The 17,012-nt window shown below is 68.4% G+C and carries 16 protein-coding genes; 10 read left to right on the top strand and 6 right to left on the bottom strand.

Translation table 11 applies throughout. The features are described 5' to 3' along the window. Nucleotides 1-7: 7 nt before the first annotated feature. Genes RTA_RS07825 through RTA_RS07805 form a run of 5 tightly spaced genes read right to left on the bottom strand, consistent with a single transcriptional unit; the run spans nucleotide 8 to nucleotide 5,705 of the window. Nucleotides 8-3,112, bottom strand: a complete 3,105-nt coding sequence (locus RTA_RS07825; RefSeq protein WP_013900851.1) for a pilus assembly protein — start codon at nucleotides 3,110-3,112, stop codon at nucleotides 8-10. A 26-nt stretch (nucleotides 3,113-3,138) separates the two neighbouring features. After that, nucleotides 3,139-3,633 carry a hypothetical protein gene (locus tag RTA_RS19720; RefSeq protein WP_013900850.1) on the bottom strand — a complete coding sequence of 165 codons (495 nt, stop codon included), beginning with the start codon at nucleotides 3,631-3,633 and terminating at the stop codon, nucleotides 3,139-3,141. After that, nucleotides 3,630-4,742 (bottom strand): PilW family protein, encoded by a 1,113-nt coding sequence (locus RTA_RS07815; protein WP_013900849.1) that lies wholly within the window; start codon nucleotides 4,740-4,742, stop codon nucleotides 3,630-3,632. Before RTA_RS07815 ends, RTA_RS19720 begins: the two co-directional genes overlap by 4 nt. A 4-nt stretch (nucleotides 4,743-4,746) precedes the next feature. Next, nucleotides 4,747-5,295, bottom strand: a complete 549-nt coding sequence (locus tag RTA_RS07810) for a type IV pilus modification PilV family protein (RefSeq protein WP_143762930.1) — start codon at nucleotides 5,293-5,295, stop codon at nucleotides 4,747-4,749. Between the two features lie 17 nt (nucleotides 5,296-5,312). Then, nucleotides 5,313-5,705: a type IV pilin protein gene (locus RTA_RS07805; RefSeq protein WP_013900847.1), complete on the bottom strand. Its 393-nt coding sequence runs from the start codon at nucleotides 5,703-5,705 to the stop codon at nucleotides 5,313-5,315. A 139-nt stretch (nucleotides 5,706-5,844) separates the two neighbouring features. Between RTA_RS07805 and ribD the strand changes: the two genes are divergently transcribed. Genes ribD through tolA form a run of 10 tightly spaced genes read left to right on the top strand, consistent with a single transcriptional unit; the run spans nucleotide 5,845 to nucleotide 13,502 of the window. Next, a complete protein-coding gene (ribD, locus tag RTA_RS07800) occupies nucleotides 5,845-6,954 on the top strand; it encodes a bifunctional diaminohydroxyphosphoribosylaminopyrimidine deaminase/5-amino-6-(5-phosphoribosylamino)uracil reductase RibD (RefSeq protein ID WP_041675193.1) in 1,110 nt (369 codons plus the stop codon). A gap of 43 nt (nucleotides 6,955-6,997) precedes the next feature. Continuing rightward, nucleotides 6,998-7,645: a riboflavin synthase gene (locus RTA_RS07795; RefSeq protein ID WP_041675191.1), complete on the top strand. Its 648-nt coding sequence runs from the start codon at nucleotides 6,998-7,000 to the stop codon at nucleotides 7,643-7,645. Next, complete coding sequence (gene ribBA / locus RTA_RS07790; protein WP_013900844.1) at nucleotides 7,642-8,769, top strand: bifunctional 3,4-dihydroxy-2-butanone-4-phosphate synthase/GTP cyclohydrolase II; 1,128 nt, start codon at nucleotides 7,642-7,644, stop codon at nucleotides 8,767-8,769. The genes RTA_RS07795 and ribBA overlap by 4 nt, the downstream gene beginning before the upstream one ends. A 30-nt stretch (nucleotides 8,770-8,799) precedes the next feature. After that, nucleotides 8,800-9,264: a 6,7-dimethyl-8-ribityllumazine synthase gene (ribH, locus tag RTA_RS07785; RefSeq protein WP_013900843.1), complete on the top strand. Its 465-nt coding sequence runs from the start codon at nucleotides 8,800-8,802 to the stop codon at nucleotides 9,262-9,264. Then, on the top strand, nucleotides 9,261-9,794 hold the full coding sequence (gene nusB, locus RTA_RS07780; protein WP_013900842.1) for a transcription antitermination factor NusB: 534 nt from the start codon (nucleotides 9,261-9,263) through the stop codon (nucleotides 9,792-9,794). The genes ribH and nusB overlap by 4 nt, the downstream gene beginning before the upstream one ends. After that, entirely contained in the window at nucleotides 9,794-10,987 is a 1,194-nt protein-coding gene (locus RTA_RS07775) for a pyridoxal phosphate-dependent aminotransferase (protein WP_013900841.1), read from the top strand. The genes nusB and RTA_RS07775 overlap by 1 nt, the downstream gene beginning before the upstream one ends. Next, nucleotides 10,984-11,385, top strand: a complete 402-nt coding sequence (gene ybgC, locus RTA_RS07770; RefSeq protein WP_041675190.1) for a tol-pal system-associated acyl-CoA thioesterase — start codon at nucleotides 10,984-10,986, stop codon at nucleotides 11,383-11,385. Before RTA_RS07775 ends, ybgC begins: the two co-directional genes overlap by 4 nt. Continuing rightward, on the top strand, nucleotides 11,382-12,155 hold the full coding sequence (tolQ, locus tag RTA_RS07765) for a protein TolQ (RefSeq protein ID WP_013900839.1): 774 nt from the start codon (nucleotides 11,382-11,384) through the stop codon (nucleotides 12,153-12,155). The genes ybgC and tolQ overlap by 4 nt, the downstream gene beginning before the upstream one ends. Nucleotides 12,156-12,158: 3 nt before the next feature. After that, the gene (locus RTA_RS07760; protein WP_013900838.1) at nucleotides 12,159-12,584 is read left to right on the top strand and encodes an ExbD/TolR family protein; all 426 of its coding nucleotides are present in this window, start codon (nucleotides 12,159-12,161) and stop codon (nucleotides 12,582-12,584) included. A 12-nt stretch (nucleotides 12,585-12,596) separates the two neighbouring features. Further along, nucleotides 12,597-13,502 carry a cell envelope integrity protein TolA gene (gene tolA / locus RTA_RS07755; RefSeq protein WP_041675189.1) on the top strand — a complete coding sequence of 302 codons (906 nt, stop codon included), beginning with the start codon at nucleotides 12,597-12,599 and terminating at the stop codon, nucleotides 13,500-13,502. A 45-nt stretch (nucleotides 13,503-13,547) separates the two neighbouring features. On the opposite strand, the gene dnaE is transcribed toward tolA, so the two are convergent. Then, on the bottom strand, nucleotides 13,548-17,012 hold the full coding sequence (gene dnaE / locus RTA_RS07750; protein WP_041675188.1) for a DNA polymerase III subunit alpha: 3,465 nt from the start codon (nucleotides 17,010-17,012) through the stop codon (nucleotides 13,548-13,550).

Raw genomic sequence — 17,012 nt, 5'->3', positions numbered from 1 at the left:
TACGTGCTCATTGCTGCTTGAACCAGTACGTGCGGTGCCTGCGCGTGTCGAAGCCGGCGCCGCCCGGTTTGAAGCACCGCGGGCCGACGCAGACCACCTCCTGCCGCTTTCCGTCGATCAGGACCGGTGAATAGACGGCGGACGGCGGGAATCCGCCGCCGGCGAGCACTTCGGAGCTGTCGTCCCCGTTGATGACGCCATCCTTGTTCGTATCCGTGACGGCGCTCCCATTCCGGAAACTGATCTGGTACATCCGGGCTTCGCCGAGATTGCCGCAGGTACTTCCATCCGTGGAAGGGGTGGGCCTGTTGGTGCTGAAGATCACCGTCCCGAACACGGTAACCGGGCTGCTCACCATCTTTTCGCCCGCCCGGAAGGTCAGGTACCAGCCGTGCGACCCTGCCGGCAGGCTGCCCTCCTGGTAGGACGTGACATCGGTCAGGTCCGAATGCGTGCAGCTGGCCGGACTGGTGGTACTTCCGCAGAACAGCCCGCCGTTGAGCCCGACGAAGCGGTCCTGGAGCATGTAGAAGCGATCGACGATGCTCGTCTCGAAGGGGTGCTCGCGGTCACCCGAGCCGACCAGTACCGCATCGAAGGTGTCCCCGAACACCACGTCGACCTTGTTCAGGAGCTTGCGGGCATCCGCACCGCTGCCGCCGAGCGTGGCGATCTTGTAGCTCTTCCAGTTCGCCATGTTGGCATCGGAAATGTCGATCCGCCACACGTTGCCCTTGGTGTCCGGCGCATAGATGCGATCGGTCCTGCCGTCGAAGTCACGGTCGACCAAAGTCAAGTCGGCAGGAATCGCGCCCATTCCCGCAGGCGCGATGTGTTTGAGAAATCTGCCGGTGGCCGCGTCGACGACATAAATGCCCTGGCCCATGGTATTGGGAGAGGTCGCCGGTTGCGGATCCTCGGCCACCGGGTCGTACCCGCCGCCGAACATCACCACCGGTCCGTTGTAGGCGGCGATGGTGGCGGTCCGGATGCTCGACCAGCTCTGGCCCATTTTGGCAAAGACCTTGGTGATGCCGTCCGGGCCAGGGGTGTCCTCGTCGATCTTCCACATGAACTTGGGATCGTCCGGGTCGCTCACGTCGAAAGCGTAGATGAGCTGCCCGCCGCGGCGCATGCCGACGTGCAGGTAGACCTTGTCCCCGTCCGCCGCCACCAGCTTGCCGTCCCCATTCACGTCGTTCTGGTACACCGACACGGCACCGTCGGCGAAGTACGGTTTCGGATAGCCCGGCTCGATGATGTCGTCGTTGTCGCGCAGACGCTTGAGCTTCTTGAAGAACTCCGGGAAAACAAACCCCCATTTCTCGTAGCCGTCCGTGGCGTCCTGCCCGCCTTTGAGTGCCCGGAACACGCCATCGTTGGAGCCGTAATACACCATGATGTCGCGATCGCCGGGCGATCGGTTGTAGTTCACCACGCCGGGCCGTGAGTGCAGCAGGTCCCCGTGGATATAGGCGCGGGCATCGGTGGAGGACGAGTTCTTGTTCTCGTCGCTGCGGTTGTCGGCCCCGCGCATCCACTCGATCAGCGGGTCGCGTTCCACGAGATCCACGCCCAGGTTCAAGGCCGTCGGGCCGGCCAGGTCGATATTGGATGTGGCGAAATTGACCGTCGACAGGGACGCGCCTTTCACGCAACTGCCGTTGCAGGTATACAGCTTTCGGTTGGCGCGCTGTGTCGAGGTGGCGAAGTCGGAGCGCATGCGTTGCGCAGCGCCGCCTCTCTCCACGATGGCGCCGTCAGGTGCATCGCTGGCAGTCGTGCCGGTGAACCCCCAATAACTGGAAGCCTTGGTCCAGAAGCTGGTGATGGTGGGCAACAGAAAGCCCTTCGTCTTGTCTTCGACGGGCGCCTTGTTGCGGTCCACCAGGATGGGGTTGTTGTTGGCGTCCAGGTCCAACTGGTACTGCTTGAGGTTGCCGGGCCAGTAAGGCCGCGCGTCGGCGTCTGGACGGAACTGGCCCATGTACACCTGATTGAGGGAGGTGCCCCGAACGTTCACGCTCACCGGCAGCGTCACCGCCGCGAAGACGGAGTTCACCGGCTGCATCTTGCGCAGGGCGGCGAGCACTGCCTTCAACACGGACTGGCCGTCCTGGCCAAGGGCGTATTCGCCGCCGCCGGCCAGGGCAGCGCTCTGCAGCAGCGCCCGCGCGCTGGTCGATGGCGCGGTGTTGAAGTTGTTGTCCAGCGGGTTCTGGATGGCGATCGTGTAGGTCGTGAGTTTCTGCTCGCCCGTGAAGCCCGACAGATCGAGCCGGTTCAGCGTGCGGGCGTATTCATCGAGCCAGTTGGACTGAAAGTTGCTGGGGGAGAACTTGATAGGGTCGCTGCTCAGCACCCCGCCCAGACCGCTCAGCAGCGTTCGGGCGTCGCCATCCTCGGCAGTGTCGGGCCCGCCATTGCCAATGTAGATGATGTAGCCGGGCTGGCAGGCGTCCCCGATCGGGCTTCGGTAGTTGGGTCCGTCCTTCGCCTCCGTGTCGTAGACACTGGAGCTGAAGCCGGCGTAAGCCGGCTTGCCGGCGAAATACAGGTACGCCTCGTGTATGGTCTTGGCATAGGGGGCATTGTTGGCGGTTGGAATGCCGTTCTTCACGGTATCCCACAACTTGGCCCTGTTACCCAATCCCGCGGTCATCGGCCGGATGTGCGACCGCACATAGCCACCGCGCGTGTTGCCGGACGGGTTCATCAGCATCAACCCCATGTTGATGTTGTTGACCATGATATTGACCTCCTCCCGGGTCATGCATCCTTCAGGCGTGCGCGCCGCTTCGGGATCTGCCGGCACGGAACAAGACGGAAAGTAAGGCGAGGTCAGCGGATTCGTCAGGATGTTGATGACATCCCTGATCAGGTCGAGCTTCTTGTTGCCCGAGCCGTTGGGCAGCGGGGTGATGCTGCTGTTGTTGGATGCCGCGTTGTCCACGATCAGCAGCAGGTTGGGCCGCGTGGCGGCGGCCATCGGGTTCTTGAGGAAAAGATCGATGTCTTCGGCGTGGCTGCCTGACGCGCCCAGCAGAATGAGCGCACCGATCAACCACGCCCGGGGACGCGGCGATACCTTGCAAAAGTTGGCGGGTTTCATGTGTGTGTCTTCCTGCCTTTTGGGGTTTAGGGGCACGGGTTGGGATCCGACTGCATGATGAGCCGGACCCCCTGGTTGACGACCACGCGCGCACCGGACCCGGCGCCGGAGGCAGTTGCCGCGATGTTCCAGTGCGTCTCCATGTAGCCGGAGTTCGAACCCGGCGCCAGCTGCGGGCTGTAGTAGTTGGCATTGGGATCAGAGCTGGTGTACGCCTCGACGAAGACGCCCTGCGTGCATTCCGGCGCGGCGATGGCCACCGTGACCCCGTACTCGTCCTGGGGCACGTTCGTGGCCGCCGGCGCCAGGAAGATGCCGTCCGTGCTGATCAACTGCTCCACCGCCCGCTCCGCCGAGGCTTCCGCTTCGGCCTGCGACTGCATGTTGCCCACCGCCTTGAGGTTGTTGTTGCTCATGCGGAACGCGATGGTCACCGACAGCATCAGCAAAGTGAGGAAGACGATGCCCATCACCAAGGTGGCGCCACGCTGCCTGTGTCCTGGATGCCTGCGGCTGTTCATGGAATCTCCCGGCGCGAAGAAGGATTCACCATGCGGACCGTGGTGGTAAACACATGCCGCTTGATGTTGTCGTTGGCCGCGGCAACGGCCAGCGGGCCGACCTGGTAGGCCTTGTCATCCGTGTGGCCCGCCGTGGGTTCCAGGTTGCGCACCAGCAGATGCAGCTTGACCGACACCACGTTGGCCAGCACCGCCAGGTCGCAGGAGGGTGCGCACGAGACATAGGTGTCGGCATTGCCGTCGCCCGGGTTGGTCGAGCTGATGGGCAGGCCATTGGAGCCCTTGTCGTCGACGCCGAATTCGACCTTGAAGGCCTGGATGCCATCGACCAGGGGTTCAGCCGCCAGGAAAGTGCCGTTGGCCATCCTGACGCGCATCAGCGTGGGTATCCCAGTGGCGCTGTTCGCGACGTAGTAGGCATTGATCACCATCTTGCGGCGTGCCGCCTCGGTGGCGCAGTTCTTCAGGCGGATGCGAGGTGTCCGTGCATCCATCTCGGCCGGCGTTTCCAGCACGTGGGCCGGCTCTGGAGGCGCATCAGTCCTGCAACCTGACACCTGGATATGCGGGCCGGTGTCCGCAGTGTCGCAGCCAGGTCCTTTGACGCAGGTGCTGGCGTGGCGCACGATCAGCACGTCGCTTTGCGCGACCACGTTCGCCAGACCCGGACCGCAGGCAGACAGGGCACTCCCGTCGGCGTAGCCGTGCACCGGGATTGCAAGCAGGTTCTTCTTGTACGCATCGAGTTCAGCCGCGTCGGTCGGCCAGCTGGCATAAGCCAGGCAGGGGTTGGGCACCGCGGTCGCGTTGATCATCCTGACCGGCCCCCAGAAGCCGGCGTGTGCAACATCGTCCTGCAGCAGCTGCATCGCGAAGCGGCCGTTCTCGATCAGCTGGTTGGTCTTGGCCATCTCGTTGTTGCTGCGGGTGACGTTCCCGAACAGCGCCAGCAGCGCGGTGAGGATCACCAGCCCCAGCGTGATGGAAACCAGCAGTTCGACCAGGGTCAGGCCGTGTGAGCGCCGCAGGCGCTGGGATCGGCGCTTGGGCGCCGGCGTCGCCCAATGGCGGGAGCTCTGGAAAAGGGGTTGTGCAGCTGCAGTGCGCATGGTGCTATTTCAGGTTGGCGATGCGGACCACCGTTGAAACCACCCGGCGGCAAAGATCGCCCTGGCACGGGGTGCCGGCGGTTCCGTTATAGAGACCCGCTCCGCAAGCCTCCACCGGTGCGGCAATCGGCGTCAGGCCCTGCCAGGCCACGGAGATGCGGACCCTGAGGTCGCCGGCGGGGCCCACTCCCAGGTCCTCGACACAGCCTCGTCCGCCGATCATGGCGCCGACGCTGTTGCCCCCCAGGGACTCGGCCGCGCCCTGCAGGGCCAGGCACCATTCCCGCACGTCGTTCAATGCGCGTGTCGCCGCAGCTCCTGCCGCCGGGCATGTCATGTTCGTGCCGACGGACGCGGTTGCCGGCGCATGGTCGGGATACGTGGCCACCTCCAGCCGGTTGGCCTCGATGCGGCCCCGCAGGTCGTCCAGCAGCAGCAGCGCCTGCGTGCGCTGGTACGACTCCATCTCCGTGGACTGCAGCCTGGCCTGCAGCCCCACCATGCCCAGCAGGCCGAAGGCGATGATCACCATGGTGACCAGCACCTCGATCATGGAGGCACCGCGATGGGTCACCATTTCCCGGCCGGCGTCTTCACGCCGTCGCTGCTGTAGCCGAGGTCACCGTCCTTGGCCTGGACCCCGGTCGCCTGGAAAGTGATCGTGTACGAGGGCACGGTGCCCGTCCCCACCGTGACCGTGGGGGTGTACTTGCCCACCAGATCCGCAGGCAGGGCATAACCGCTGGCTGTCAAGGCGGAATAAGGAACATAGGACCGGGTCGAGATCAGGAACTGCTGCTGGCGGTTGGCGATGTCCAGCATCTGGGCCTGTGCCGCGCGGCGCGCCCCTTTTCTCACGTGGTCCGTGTACGACGGATAAGCCACCGCGGCCAGGATGGCGACGATGGCCACGGTGATCATCAGCTCGATCAGCGTGAAACCGCGGGAACGGTGCTTGTTCAATTGGAGTCCCTCGATGTGTCCTTGGCGCGCAGTGTAGGAAGCTCAGCCGGACGAAGGGAACCCCATTCGGACGGGCGGCGGCCGGCAATGGATGAGCGGTTTCGGCCGGCCCGGAAGCGATCACTCACAATGCGGTGCCATGACTGCAGCCAGCCCGGTTCTCGCCTTCCAAGCCCTGGAACTCGCCCGGCAGGCCCTGTGGCTGTCCAACCCCAACCCCCGCGTCGGCTGCATCCTGTGCGCCCCGGCCGGCCGCATCCTGGGCCAGGGCCACACCCAGCAGGCCGGCGGTCCGCATGCCGAGGTCATGGCGCTGCGCGACGCCGCGGCGCGGGGCCATGACGTGCGCGGCGCGACGGCTTATGTCACGCTGGAGCCCTGCTCGCACCACGGCCGCACCGGCCCCTGCTGCGACGCCCTGATCCAGGCCGGCATCGCCCGGGTGGTCGCCTCCATCGCCGACCCCAACCCGCTGGTCTCGGGCCGGGGTTTCGAGCGGCTGCGCGCCGCCGGTGTCCAGGTGGAGGTCGGCGCGGGCGCGGCCGGATCGCGCGAGCTCAATATCGGCTTCTTCAGCCGCATGGTCCGCCAGACGCCCTGGGTGCGGCTGAAGGTCGCGGCTTCCCTGGACGGCACCACGGCGCTGGACAACGGTGCCAGCCAGTGGATCACCTCGGAAGCGGCCCGCACCGACGGGCATGCCTGGCGAGCGCGCGCCTGCGCCGTGCTCACCGGCATCGGCACCGTGCTGGAAGACGATCCCCAATTGGACGTGCGCCTGGTGCAGGCGCCGCGCCAGCCCCATGCGGTGCTGGTGGACAGCCGCCTGGAGCTGCCGCTGACGGCGCGCCTGCTGCGGCCGGGCCGCAAGCTGCTGGTGTATGCGGCGGTTGCCGACGCGGCGAAACGGGCGGCCCTGGAGGCGCGGGGCGCCACGGTCATCCTGCTGCCCGGCCCCGGCGGCAAGGTCGACCTGCCCGCCATGCTGCGCGACCTGGCGCGGCGGGAGGTGAACGAGCTGCACGTGGAAGCCGGCCACAAGCTCAACGGCTCGCTGGTGCGCGAAGGGCTGGTGGACGAGTTCCTGGTGTACCTGGCGCCCAAGCTGCTCGGGCCCGGCCGCGGCATGGCCGCCCTGGCGCCGCTGGGCGAGCTGTCGAAGGCGGTGCCGCTGCAGTTCACGTCCACCGAGGCCGTGGGGCCCGACCTGCGCATCCTGGCCCGCATCCCCGGCCGCGACGCGTTCTAGGGTTTGCCCGGAGGGGCATCGCGAACCCTGCGAAAATGCCGGGATGTTCACCGGAATCATCACCGGCGTGGGGCGCATCGCCGCCGTCCACGACCTGGGTAGCTCCTCGCAGCACGGCAAGCGCCTCACCGTCGAGGCGCCGGCCGGCTACCTCGACGACGTGGGCCTCGGTGACAGCATCGCCCTCAACGGCGCCTGCATGACGGTGACCTCGCTGGAGCAGGCCTCCCAGCCGCGCCGCTTCACCATCGACATCTCGGCCGAGTCGCTGGACAAGACCGCCGGCCTGGCCGAGGCCGGCACGGCCGTCAACCTGGAAAAAGCCTTGCGGCCGCAGGACCGCCTGGGCGGCCACCTGGTGTCCGGCCACGTCGACGGCATCGGCACCGTCCTGCATTTCGAGCAGGTCGGCGAGAGCTGGCTGCTGCGCGTGGCGGCGCCGGCCGCCCTGGGCAGGTACCTGGCCTACAAGGGCTCCATCACCGTCAACGGCGTGAGCCTCACGGTCAATGCCGTGGCCGACACGCCGCAAGGCTGCGAGATCAGCATCAACCTCATCCCGCATACGGTGGAGCACACCACGCTGGGCGGCCTGCGCGCCGGTAGCCGGGTCAACCTGGAGATCGACCTGATCGCCCGCTATGTCGAGCGCATGCTTGCGCCGGTCGCGCGGCAAGGGGCTGCGACGTGAGCGCCCTGCCCGCCGCCGCGGCGCCCGTGGCCATCTCGCCGGTCCAGGACATCGTGGCCGAGCTGCACGCCGGCCGCATGGTGATCCTGGTGGACGAGGAGGACCGCGAGAACGAGGGCGACCTGGTGCTGGCCGCCGACCATGTCACGCCCGAAGCCATCAACTTCATGGCCCGCTACGGCCGCGGCCTGATCTGCCTGACCCTCACGCGCGAGCGCTGCGAGCGCCTGCGCCTGCCGCCCATGGTGGCGCGCAACGGCACCAAGATGGGCACTGCCTTCACCGTCTCCATCGAGGCGGCCGAGGGCGTGACCACCGGCATCTCGGCGGCCGACCGGGCGCGCACCGTGCAGGCGGCCGTCGCCCGCGATGCCCGCCCCGAGGACCTGGTGCAGCCCGGCCACATCTTCCCGCTGCAGGCGGTCGACGGCGGCGTGCTGATGCGCGCCGGCCATACCGAGGCCGGCTGCGACCTGGCCGGCATGGCCGGGCTGACGCCCGCCTCCGTCATCTGCGAGATCATGAAGGACGACGGCACCATGGCCCGCCTGCCGGACCTGCAGCTGTTCGCCGCCGGGCATGGCCTGAAGATCGGCACCATCGCCGACCTGATCGAGTACCGCAGCCGCCACGAGTCGCTGATCGAGAAGGTGGGCCAGCGTCCGCTGCAGACGGCCTTCGGCCGCTTCACCGCGCACGCCTGGAAGGACAAGCCCAGCCAGGGCCTGCACATCGCCCTGGTCATGGGGCAATGGCAGCCGCATGAGGCGGTGCCGGTGCGCGTGCACGAACCCCTCTCCGTCATGGACGCACTGGAGCTGGGCCGCTCCATGCACTCCTGGAGCCTGGACGCCAGCCTGGCCCACATCGCCCGCGAGGGACGCGGCGTCGCCGTGCTGCTCAACGGCGGCGAGTCGGCCGAGCAGCTGCTGGCGCAGTTCCAGGGCACGGCGCGCGCGTCGCAGGCCCCCGAGCGCGGCCGCATGGACCTGCGCACCTACGGCGTGGGCGCGCAGATCCTGCGCGAATGCGGCGTGCATCGCATGAACCTCATGGGCTCGCCCCGCCGCATGCCCAGCATGGCGGGCTACGGCCTCGAAATCGCCGGGCACCTGGCGCCCTGACTTCTCATCCCCAAGGAATTTCCACACACCATGTTTGGCGCAGAAAAAGGCAAGGCCGACAGCCTGGACGGCAAGGGCCTGCGCATCGGCATCGTCCAGGCGCGTTTCAACGAGAGCATCACCAACGCCCTGGCCCAGGCCTGCCGGGGCGAGCTGGCCGTGCTGGGCGTGCAGGCCAAGGACATCGACCACGTGCTGGTGCCCGGCGCGCTGGAGATCCCGGTGGCGCTGCAGGCGCTGGCCGAAAAAGGCAGCTACGACGCGCTGGTGGCCCTGGGCTGCATCATCCGCGGCGAGACCTACCACTTCGAGCTGGTGGCCAACGAATCGGCCGCCGGCGTCACCCGCGTGACGCTGGACTACCAGCTGCCCATCGCCAACGTCATCCTGACCACCGAGAACCTGGCCCAGGCCGTGGCCCGCCAGGTCGAGAAAGGCGTCGATGCGGCCCGCGTGGTGGTGGAGATGGCCAACCTGATGGAACAACTGGAATGACGGACGCGCCCGCAGCACCCGGCGCCCGCCCGCCGCGCCAGTCGCGCACCGGCCTGACCAGCACCGGCACGCGCAAGGCATCCGCCAAGTCCGCCCGCACCCGGGCGCGCGAGTTCGCCCTGCAGGCCCTGTACCAGCACCTGGTGGGGGGGAACGAGGCCGGCGCGATCGACAGCTTCACCCGCGACCTGTCGGGCTTCCACAAGGCCGATTCGGTGCATTACGACGCCCTGCTGCACGGCTGCATCAAGGAGGCCGCCGAACTGGATGCCCTGATCGTGCCGCTGCTGGACCGCAAGCTCCAGGAGATCTCCCCCGTCGAGCATGCGGTCATGTGGATAGGCGTGTACGAGTTCCTGCACTGCCCGGACGTGCCCTGGCGCGTGGTGCTGAACGAGTGCATCGAGCTGGCCAAGGAGTTCGGCGGCACCGACGGCCACAAGTACGTCAACGCCGTGCTCAACGGCCTGGCGCCCAAGCTGCGCCCGCTCGAGGTCGAGGCCGACCGGGCGGCCGGAAAGGCCCGCTGATGCGCATCGCCAGCCGCGCCGAGCGCATCGAGCCCTTCTACGTGATGGAGGTGGCCAAGGCCGCGTCCGCGCTGGCCCGCGAGGTGGCCCACACCGACCGGCCCATGGTGTTCCTCAACATCGGCGAGCCGGATTTCACCGCACCGCCGCTGGTGCAGGAGGCCGCGGCCCGGGCCGTGCGCGAAGGCCTGACCCAGTACACCCAGGCCACCGGCCTGGAACCCCTGCGCGAGCGCATCTCCGGCTGGTACCGCCAGCGCTTCGGCGTCGACGTGCCGGCCCGGCGCATCGTGGTGACGGCGGGGGCGTCGGCGGCCCTGCAGCTGGCCTGCCTGGCGCTGATCGACGCCGGCGACGAGGTGCTGATGCCGGACCCCAGCTACCCCTGCAACCGGCATTTCGTCAGCGCCGCCGACGGCCGCGCCGTGCTGGTGCCCACCACCGCGCAGGAGCGTTTCCAGCTCAGCGCGGCGCAGGTGGAGGCGCACTGGGGCGGGCGCACGCGCGGCGTGCTGCTGGCCTCGCCCTCCAACCCGACCGGCACGTCCATCGAACCCGGCGAGCTGCGCCGCATCCACGACGTGGTGTCGCGGCATGGCGGCGTCACGCTGGTGGACGAGATCTACCTGGGCCTGAGCCACGACCCGGCCTTCGGCCAGACCGCGCTGGCCATCGACGACCAGGTGATCAGCGTCAACAGCTTCTCCAAGTACTTCAACATGACCGGCTGGCGCCTGGGCTGGCTGGTGGTGCCCGAAGCCCTGGTGCCGGTGGTGGAGCGGCTGGCGCAGAACCTGTTCATCTGCCCCAGCACGGTGGCGCAGCACGCGGCGCTGGCCTGCTTCGAGCCGGACAGCATCGCGGAGTACGAGCGCCGGCGGGCCGAGTTCAAGGCGCGCCGCGACTGGTTCATCCCCCAGCTGCAGGCGCTCGGCCTGCAGGTCCCCGTGGTGCCGGACGGCGCCTTCTACGCCTGGGCGGACTGCGGCGACTGGTGCGCCCGCCTGGGCCTGCCCGGCAGCTGGGAGTTCGCCTTCGAGGTCATGCGGCGGGCGCACCTGGCCGTCACGCCCGGGCGTGACTTCGGCAGCGCCGACACGCGGCGCTTCATCCGCTTTTCCACGGCCAGTTCCATGGCGCAGCTGCAGGAGGCGGTCGCGCGGCTGCGCGCGCTGCGCGACGCGGCGTCATGAGCTTTTCCTTTCCCGTGCGCGTCTACTGGGAAGACACCGACGCCGGCGGCATCGTCTTCTATGCCAACTACCTGAAGTTCTTCGAGCGCGCCCGCACCGAATGGCTGCGCTCCCTGGGCATGGAGCAAAGCCGCCTGCGCGAGGCCACCGGCGGCATGTTCGTGGTCAGCGAGACCGCCGTGCGCTACCTGCAGCCGGCCCGCCTGGACGACGAACTTCTTGTTACGGCCACGCTCCGCAACGGCGGGCGCGCCTCTCTCATAATTGCCCAGCAAGCCCTGCACAAGAGCAGCGGCGCCCTGCTGGCCGAGGGAACCATCCGCATCGGCTGGGTCGAAGCATCCACGCTGCGGCCTGCGAGAATCCCCCCCATCGTCCTCGACACACTGACCCCATGAACCAAGACCTGTCCATCCTGCAACTGGTGCTGGGCGCCAGCTGGGTGGTGCAACTCGTGATGCTGCTGCTGGTGGCCGTTTCCATCGCCAGCTGGGCCGCCATCTTCCGCAAGCTGTACGCGCTCAAGCGCGTGAACTCCCTCAACGACGACTTCGAGCGGGAGTTCTGGTCCGGCACCAGCCTGAACGACCTGTTCGCCGCGGCAACGCAGAACGCCAAGCTGGCCGGCCCCATGGAGCGCATCTTCGCCTCAGGCATGCGCGAATACCAGAAGCTGCGCGAACGCCGGGTGCAGGACGCCGCCACCCTGATGGACGGCGCGCGCCGCGCCATGCGCGCCAGCTACCAGCGCGAGGTCGATGCGGTGGAGACCCACCTGTCCTTCCTGGCCTCGGTGGGCTCGGTCAGCCCCTACGTGGGCCTGTTCGGCACGGTGTGGGGCATCATGCATGCCTTCACCGGGCTGGCCAGCCTGCAGCAGGTGACCCTGGCCACGGTGGCGCCCGGCATCGCCGAGGCGCTGGTGGCCACGGCCATCGGCCTGTTCGCCGCCATCCCCGCGGTGGTGGCCTACAACCGCTTCGCGCGCGACATCGACCGAGTCGCGATCCGGCTGGAGACCTTCATCGAGGAGTTCTCCAACATCCTGCAGCGCAACCTGAGCATCGCAGGCCCCGGCCCTTCCACCCCCGCCACCCACGGCAGCAGCGCCGCGGCCAGCACGGCCAGCGCAGCTGGCGCCGCCACCGTCACCCCCTCGGGACACTGAGACATGCCCGCCCTCGCCTCCCGCGGCAGCCGCCGCCGTACCATCAACGAGATCAACATGGTGCCCTTCATCGACGTGATGCTGGTGCTGCTGATCATCTTCATGGTCACAGCGCCGCTGATCACGCCCAGCGTGATCGAGCTGCCCAGCGTGGGACGCGCCAACCGCCAGCCGGACCAGAAGATCGAGATCGTGATCGGCAAGGACGAGGTGCTCGAGGTCAAGATCTCCGACAAGGGGCAGCGCTTGCGCCTGGCCGAAGTGGCCGCGGCCGTGACCCGGGCCCAGAGCGGCCAGCCGGCCGGCACCAGCGCCGTGGTGATCAGCGCCGACCGCAACGTCAAGTACGAGACCGTGGTCCGCGTGATGGACACGCTGCAGCAAGCCGGCGTGCAGCGGGTGGGCCTGTCGGTGCAGCTGTCGCGGTAGATACCCGAGGCCATGCCCTTCGCTCCCGAGCGCCTGGATTTCGCCCCGCCGCCGCAGCCGGGGCTGCCGCAGGCCGTGGTGCTGGCGGTGGTGGTGCATGCGCTGCTGCTGATCGCGCTCACCTGGGGCGTGCAGTGGAAGCGGGACTCCCAGAACGTGGTGGCCGAGGCCGAGCTCTGGTCCGCCGTGCCGCAGCAGGCGGCGCCGCGCGAAACGGCCCCGCCGCCTGCGCCGCCGCCGGTGGCGCAGAAGCCGCCGGCGCCGCCTCCCCCGCCGCCGGCGCCCCAGCGCCGCGAGGCCGACATCGCGCAGGAACGCGAGAAGCAGCGCCAGGCGCAGGAGAAGCAGCGCGAGCTGGAAGAACAGCAGCAGCGCGAACGCGAGCGGCAAAAGCGCCTGGAAGCGCAGAAGCAGGCCGAGGCCCAGAAGCGCCTGGCCGAGCAGAAGCGCCAGGAAGAGCTCAAGCAGAAGCAGGCGCAGGCCGAGAAGGAAGCCGAGCGGCGCAAGCAGGACCAGGCGGCGGCCGCCAAGGCCAAGGCGCGCGAGGCCGAGCTGGCCGAGCTGCGCCAGGAGAACCTGAAGCGGCTGCAAGGCCTGGCCGGCACGGGCGGGCCCAGCGCCAGCGGCACGGCGGCCCGCTCCTCCGGCCCCTCGGCCGGCTATGCCAGCCGCATCGCCGCCAGCATCAAGCGCAACATCGTCTTCACCGACGTGGTCAGCGGCAACCCCGCAACCGAGGTGCGCATCCGGGTCGCGCCCGACGGCACCATCGTCGGCAAGACGCTGGTGCGCTCCAGCGGCAACAAGGCCTGGGACGAGGCCGTGCTGCGCGCCATCGACCGCACCGGCTCCATCCCGCGCGACACCGACGGCAGCGTGGTGCCCGAATTCCCGGCCTTGTTCAGGCCCAACGACTAGCGGCCAGTGCTTGCTGCGCGCCGGCGGCCACCGGCGGTCGCGCGCTCAGCTCGATTCGTAGACGATCTGCGCCAGGCCGGCGTCGGCCTGGGCCATCCAGCTGGCCAGGGCGGCGTCGCTGGGGAAGAAGCGCGCCTCCTCGCCCAGCTGCAGCTCGGCGCTGGCCTGGGCCCGGCGCAGCGCCAGGCGCACCGGCAGGCCGCGCACCAGCTCGCCCTGCTCGCTCATCTCGCGCCTGGGCGGGAAATCGCGCACCAGGCGCTGGATGTCGGGCGCCTTGCCGTTGACCGCCACCTTGAGGTACTTGCCGAAGCGGCAGCGCGCGGTGGCCAGGTCCCACACCTGCTGCACGTTCAGCCGCACGCCGCCGGAGAAGCGGTCGGGCTGGGCCTTGGCCATGACGATCACCAGCTCGTCGTCCTTGAGCAGATGGCGGTGGGCGTTGATCACGGCTTCGTCGGCCGTGGCCTCGATGGTGGCGGACTTGTCGTCCAGCTTGAACAGCGCCAGCTTGCCGCGCTGGCCGTTGATGACGCGGAAGTCACTGACGATGCCCGCCACCAGCTGCGGCTCGCGCGAGTCGATCAGGTCGTCGATTCGCAGCTTGGCGAAGCGCCGCACCTCGGCCGCCACCTCGTCGAACAGGTGGCCCGACAGGTAGAAGCCCACCGCCGTCTTCTCGAACGTGAGGCGCTCCTTCACGCCCCAGGGCATGGCTTCCACCAGCTCGGGCTCCTGCGTGCTGGCGCCGTGCGCGTCGCCCATGTCGAACAGGCCGCCCTGGTTGGCGTTGGCCTCGCAGACGGACGCGAACTCGAAGGCGCGGTCGATGGAGGCGACCAGCGCCGCGCGGTTGAGCTGCAGCGAATCGAAGGCGCCGGCCTTGACCAGGGCCTCCACGGTGCGCTTGTTGATGCGCGTGCGGTCGACGCGGCAGCAGAAGTCGTACAGGCTCTTGAACGGACCCTCCTCCTCGCGCGCGCGGACGATGGCCTCGATGGCGGCCTGGCCGGTGCCCTTCACCGCGCCCAGGCCGTAGCGGATCACCTTGTCCGACACCGGCTCGAAGCGGTAGACGCCGCGGTTGACGTCGGGCGGCTCGAAGGACAGGCCGAAGTTCTTGACCGCGTCCTCGAACAGCACCTTGAGCTTGTCGGTGTCGTCCATCTCCACGGTCATGTTGGCGCAGAAGAACTCGGCCGTGTAGTGCACCTTCAGCCAGCCCGTGTGGTAGGCCAGCAGCGAGTAGGCGGCGGCGTGCGACTTGTTGAAGCCGTAGCCGGCGAACTTCTCCATCAGGTCGAAGATCTCGTCGGCCTTCTCCTGGCCTATGCCGTTCTTGGCCGCACCGGCGCGGAAGATCTCGCGGTGCTGGGCCATCTCCTCGGCCTTCTTCTTGCCCATGGCCCGGCGCAGCAGGTCGGCGCCGCCCAGCGTGTAGCCGCCCAGGATCTGCGCGGTCTGCATCACCTGCTCCTGGTAGACCATGATGCCGTAGGTCTCGGAAAGCATCTCGGCCACCAGCGGGTGCGGGTACTCGACCTGTTCTCTCCCGTGCTTGCGTGCAACGAAGCTCGGGATCAGGTCCATCGGGCCAGGGCGGTACAGGGCGTTCAGCGCGATCAGGTCCTCCAGCCGCGTCGGGCGCGCGTCGCGCAGCATGCCCTGCATGCCCCGGCTTTCGAACTGGAACACCGCCTCGGTCTTGCCGTCGGCGAACAGCTTGTAGGTGGCCGCATCCTGCAGCGGCACGTTCTCGAAGCTGAAGTCCTCCCGCCCCTTGTGCCGGGCGCGGATGAACTCCTTGGCGATCTCCAGGATGGTGAGCGTGGCCAGGCCCAGGAAGTCGAACTTCACCAGGCCGGCGGCCTCCACGTCGTCCTTGTCGTACTGGCTCACCGCCGCGTCGCTGCCCGGCTGCTGGTACAGCGGCGTGAAGTCGGTCAGCTTGCCCGGGGCGATCAGCACGCCGCCGGCGTGCATGCCCACGTTGCGCGTCAGGCCCTCGAGCTTCTGCGCCAGGCCCAGCAGGGTCTTGACCTCGTCCTCCTTCTCCAGGCGCTCGGCCAGCAGCGGCTCCACCTTGAGCGCACCGTCGATGGTGATGTGCTGCCCCGGCTTGTTGGGGATCAGCTTGCTGATGCCGTCGCAGAAGGTGTAGCTCATGTCCAGCACCCGGCCCACGTCGCGGATGGCGGCGCGGGCGGCCATGGTGCCGAAGGTGGCGATCTGGCTCACGGCGTCGCGGCCGTACTTCTGCTTGACGTACTCGATGACGCGGTCGCGGTTGCTCTGGCAGAAGTCGATGTCGAAGTCGGGCATGGACACCCGGTCGGGATTGAGGAAGCGCTCGAACAGCAGGTTGTACTGCAGCGGGTCCAGGTCGGTGATCTTGAGCGCGTAGGCCACCAGCGAGCCGGCGCCCGAGCCGCGGCCCGGCCCCACCGGGCAGCCGTTGTTCTTGGCCCAGTTGATGAAGTCGCCCACGATCAGGAAGTAGCCCGGGAACCCCATCTTGAGGATGGTGCTGATCTCGAACTCCAGCCGCTCCACGTAGCGCGGCATCTCCTGCTCGCGCCGGGCCGCGTCGGGATACAGCTGCAGCATGCGCTCCTTCAGCCCCTCGTGCGAGGCGAAGCGGAAGTACTCCTCAATCGGCATTCCGTTGGGGGTCGGGAAGTGCGGCAGGCGGGGCTTGCCCAGCTCCAGCACTAGGCTGCAGCGCCTGGCGATCTCCAGCGTGTTGGCGATCGCCGAGGGGACGTCCGCGAACAGCTGCACCATCTGGGCGGCCGGCTTGAAATACTGCTCGCGCGTGAACTTGCGCACGCGCCGCTGGTTGCCCAGGATCTCGCCTTCGGCGATGCACACCCGCGCCTCGTGCGCCTCGTAGTCGTCCTCGGCCAGGAACTGCACCGGGTGCGTGGCCACCACGGGCAGCTGCAGGTGGGCCGCCAGCTGCACGGCGGCCGCCACGTGCGCCTCGTCGTCGGGCCGGCCGGCCCGCTGCAGCTCCAGGTAGAAGCGGTGCGGGAAGACCGAGGCCAGCGCCAGTGCGCACTGGCTGGCGCGCGCCGTGTCGCCCTGCACCAGCGCCTGCCCCACCGCGCCCGCCTGGGCGCCAGACAGGGCGATCAGCCCCTCGCCGAGCTCCTTGAGCCAGTCGAGCTTGCACACCGCCTGGGCCTTGACCACGTTCTGTGTCCAGGCGCGCGCCAGCAGCTCGCACAGGTTGAGGTAGCCCTGGCGGTTCTGCACCAGCAGAACGATGCGAGACAGCGCCGTCGGCTCCGTGCCCAGGCCCTGCAGCACGACCTCGGCGCCCGCTACCGGCTTGACGCCGGCGCCACGCGCCGCCTTGTAGAACTTGATGGCGCCGAACAGGTTGTTCAGGTCGGAGATCGCCAGGGCGGGCTGGCCGTCAGCCGCGGCGGCCTGGACGGTATCGTCGATGCGGCAGGTGCCGTCGACCACGGAGAATTCGGAGTGCAGGCGCAGGTGGACGAACAT

It is taken from the genome of Ramlibacter tataouinensis TTB310, assembly GCF_000215705.1.
Taxonomy (GTDB): domain Bacteria; phylum Pseudomonadota; class Gammaproteobacteria; order Burkholderiales; family Burkholderiaceae_C; genus Ramlibacter; species Ramlibacter tataouinensis.
This window is presented reverse-complemented; position numbering and strand designations above follow the sequence as displayed.

What these genes read in the sequence shown, in the direction of transcription:
- RTA_RS07825 (WP_013900851.1), bottom strand. Translation starts at nt 3,112, where the DNA reads ATGAAACCCGCCAACTTTTGCAAGGTATCGCCGCGTCCCCGGGCGTGG.
- RTA_RS19720 (WP_013900850.1), bottom strand. Translation starts at nt 3,633, where the DNA reads ATGAACAGCCGCAGGCATCCAGGACACAGGCAGCGTGGCGCCACCTTG.
- RTA_RS07815 (WP_013900849.1), bottom strand. Translation starts at nt 4,742, where the DNA reads ATGCGCACTGCAGCTGCACAACCCCTTTTCCAGAGCTCCCGCCATTGG.
- RTA_RS07810 (WP_143762930.1), bottom strand. Translation starts at nt 5,295, where the DNA reads ATGATCGAGGTGCTGGTCACCATGGTGATCATCGCCTTCGGCCTGCTG.
- ribD (WP_041675193.1), top strand. Translation starts at nt 5,845, where the DNA reads ATGACTGCAGCCAGCCCGGTTCTCGCCTTCCAAGCCCTGGAACTCGCC.
- RTA_RS07795 (WP_041675191.1), top strand. Translation starts at nt 6,998, where the DNA reads ATGTTCACCGGAATCATCACCGGCGTGGGGCGCATCGCCGCCGTCCAC.
- ribH (WP_013900843.1), top strand. Translation starts at nt 8,800, where the DNA reads ATGTTTGGCGCAGAAAAAGGCAAGGCCGACAGCCTGGACGGCAAGGGC.
- nusB (WP_013900842.1), top strand. Translation starts at nt 9,261, where the DNA reads ATGACGGACGCGCCCGCAGCACCCGGCGCCCGCCCGCCGCGCCAGTCG.
- RTA_RS07775 (WP_013900841.1), top strand. Translation starts at nt 9,794, where the DNA reads ATGCGCATCGCCAGCCGCGCCGAGCGCATCGAGCCCTTCTACGTGATG.
- ybgC (WP_041675190.1), top strand. Translation starts at nt 10,984, where the DNA reads ATGAGCTTTTCCTTTCCCGTGCGCGTCTACTGGGAAGACACCGACGCC.
- tolQ (WP_013900839.1), top strand. Translation starts at nt 11,382, where the DNA reads ATGAACCAAGACCTGTCCATCCTGCAACTGGTGCTGGGCGCCAGCTGG.
- RTA_RS07760 (WP_013900838.1), top strand. Translation starts at nt 12,159, where the DNA reads ATGCCCGCCCTCGCCTCCCGCGGCAGCCGCCGCCGTACCATCAACGAG.
- tolA (WP_041675189.1), top strand. Translation starts at nt 12,597, where the DNA reads ATGCCCTTCGCTCCCGAGCGCCTGGATTTCGCCCCGCCGCCGCAGCCG.
- dnaE (WP_041675188.1), bottom strand. Translation starts at nt 17,012, where the DNA reads ATGTTCGTCCACCTGCGCCTGCACTCCGAATTCTCCGTGGTCGACGGC.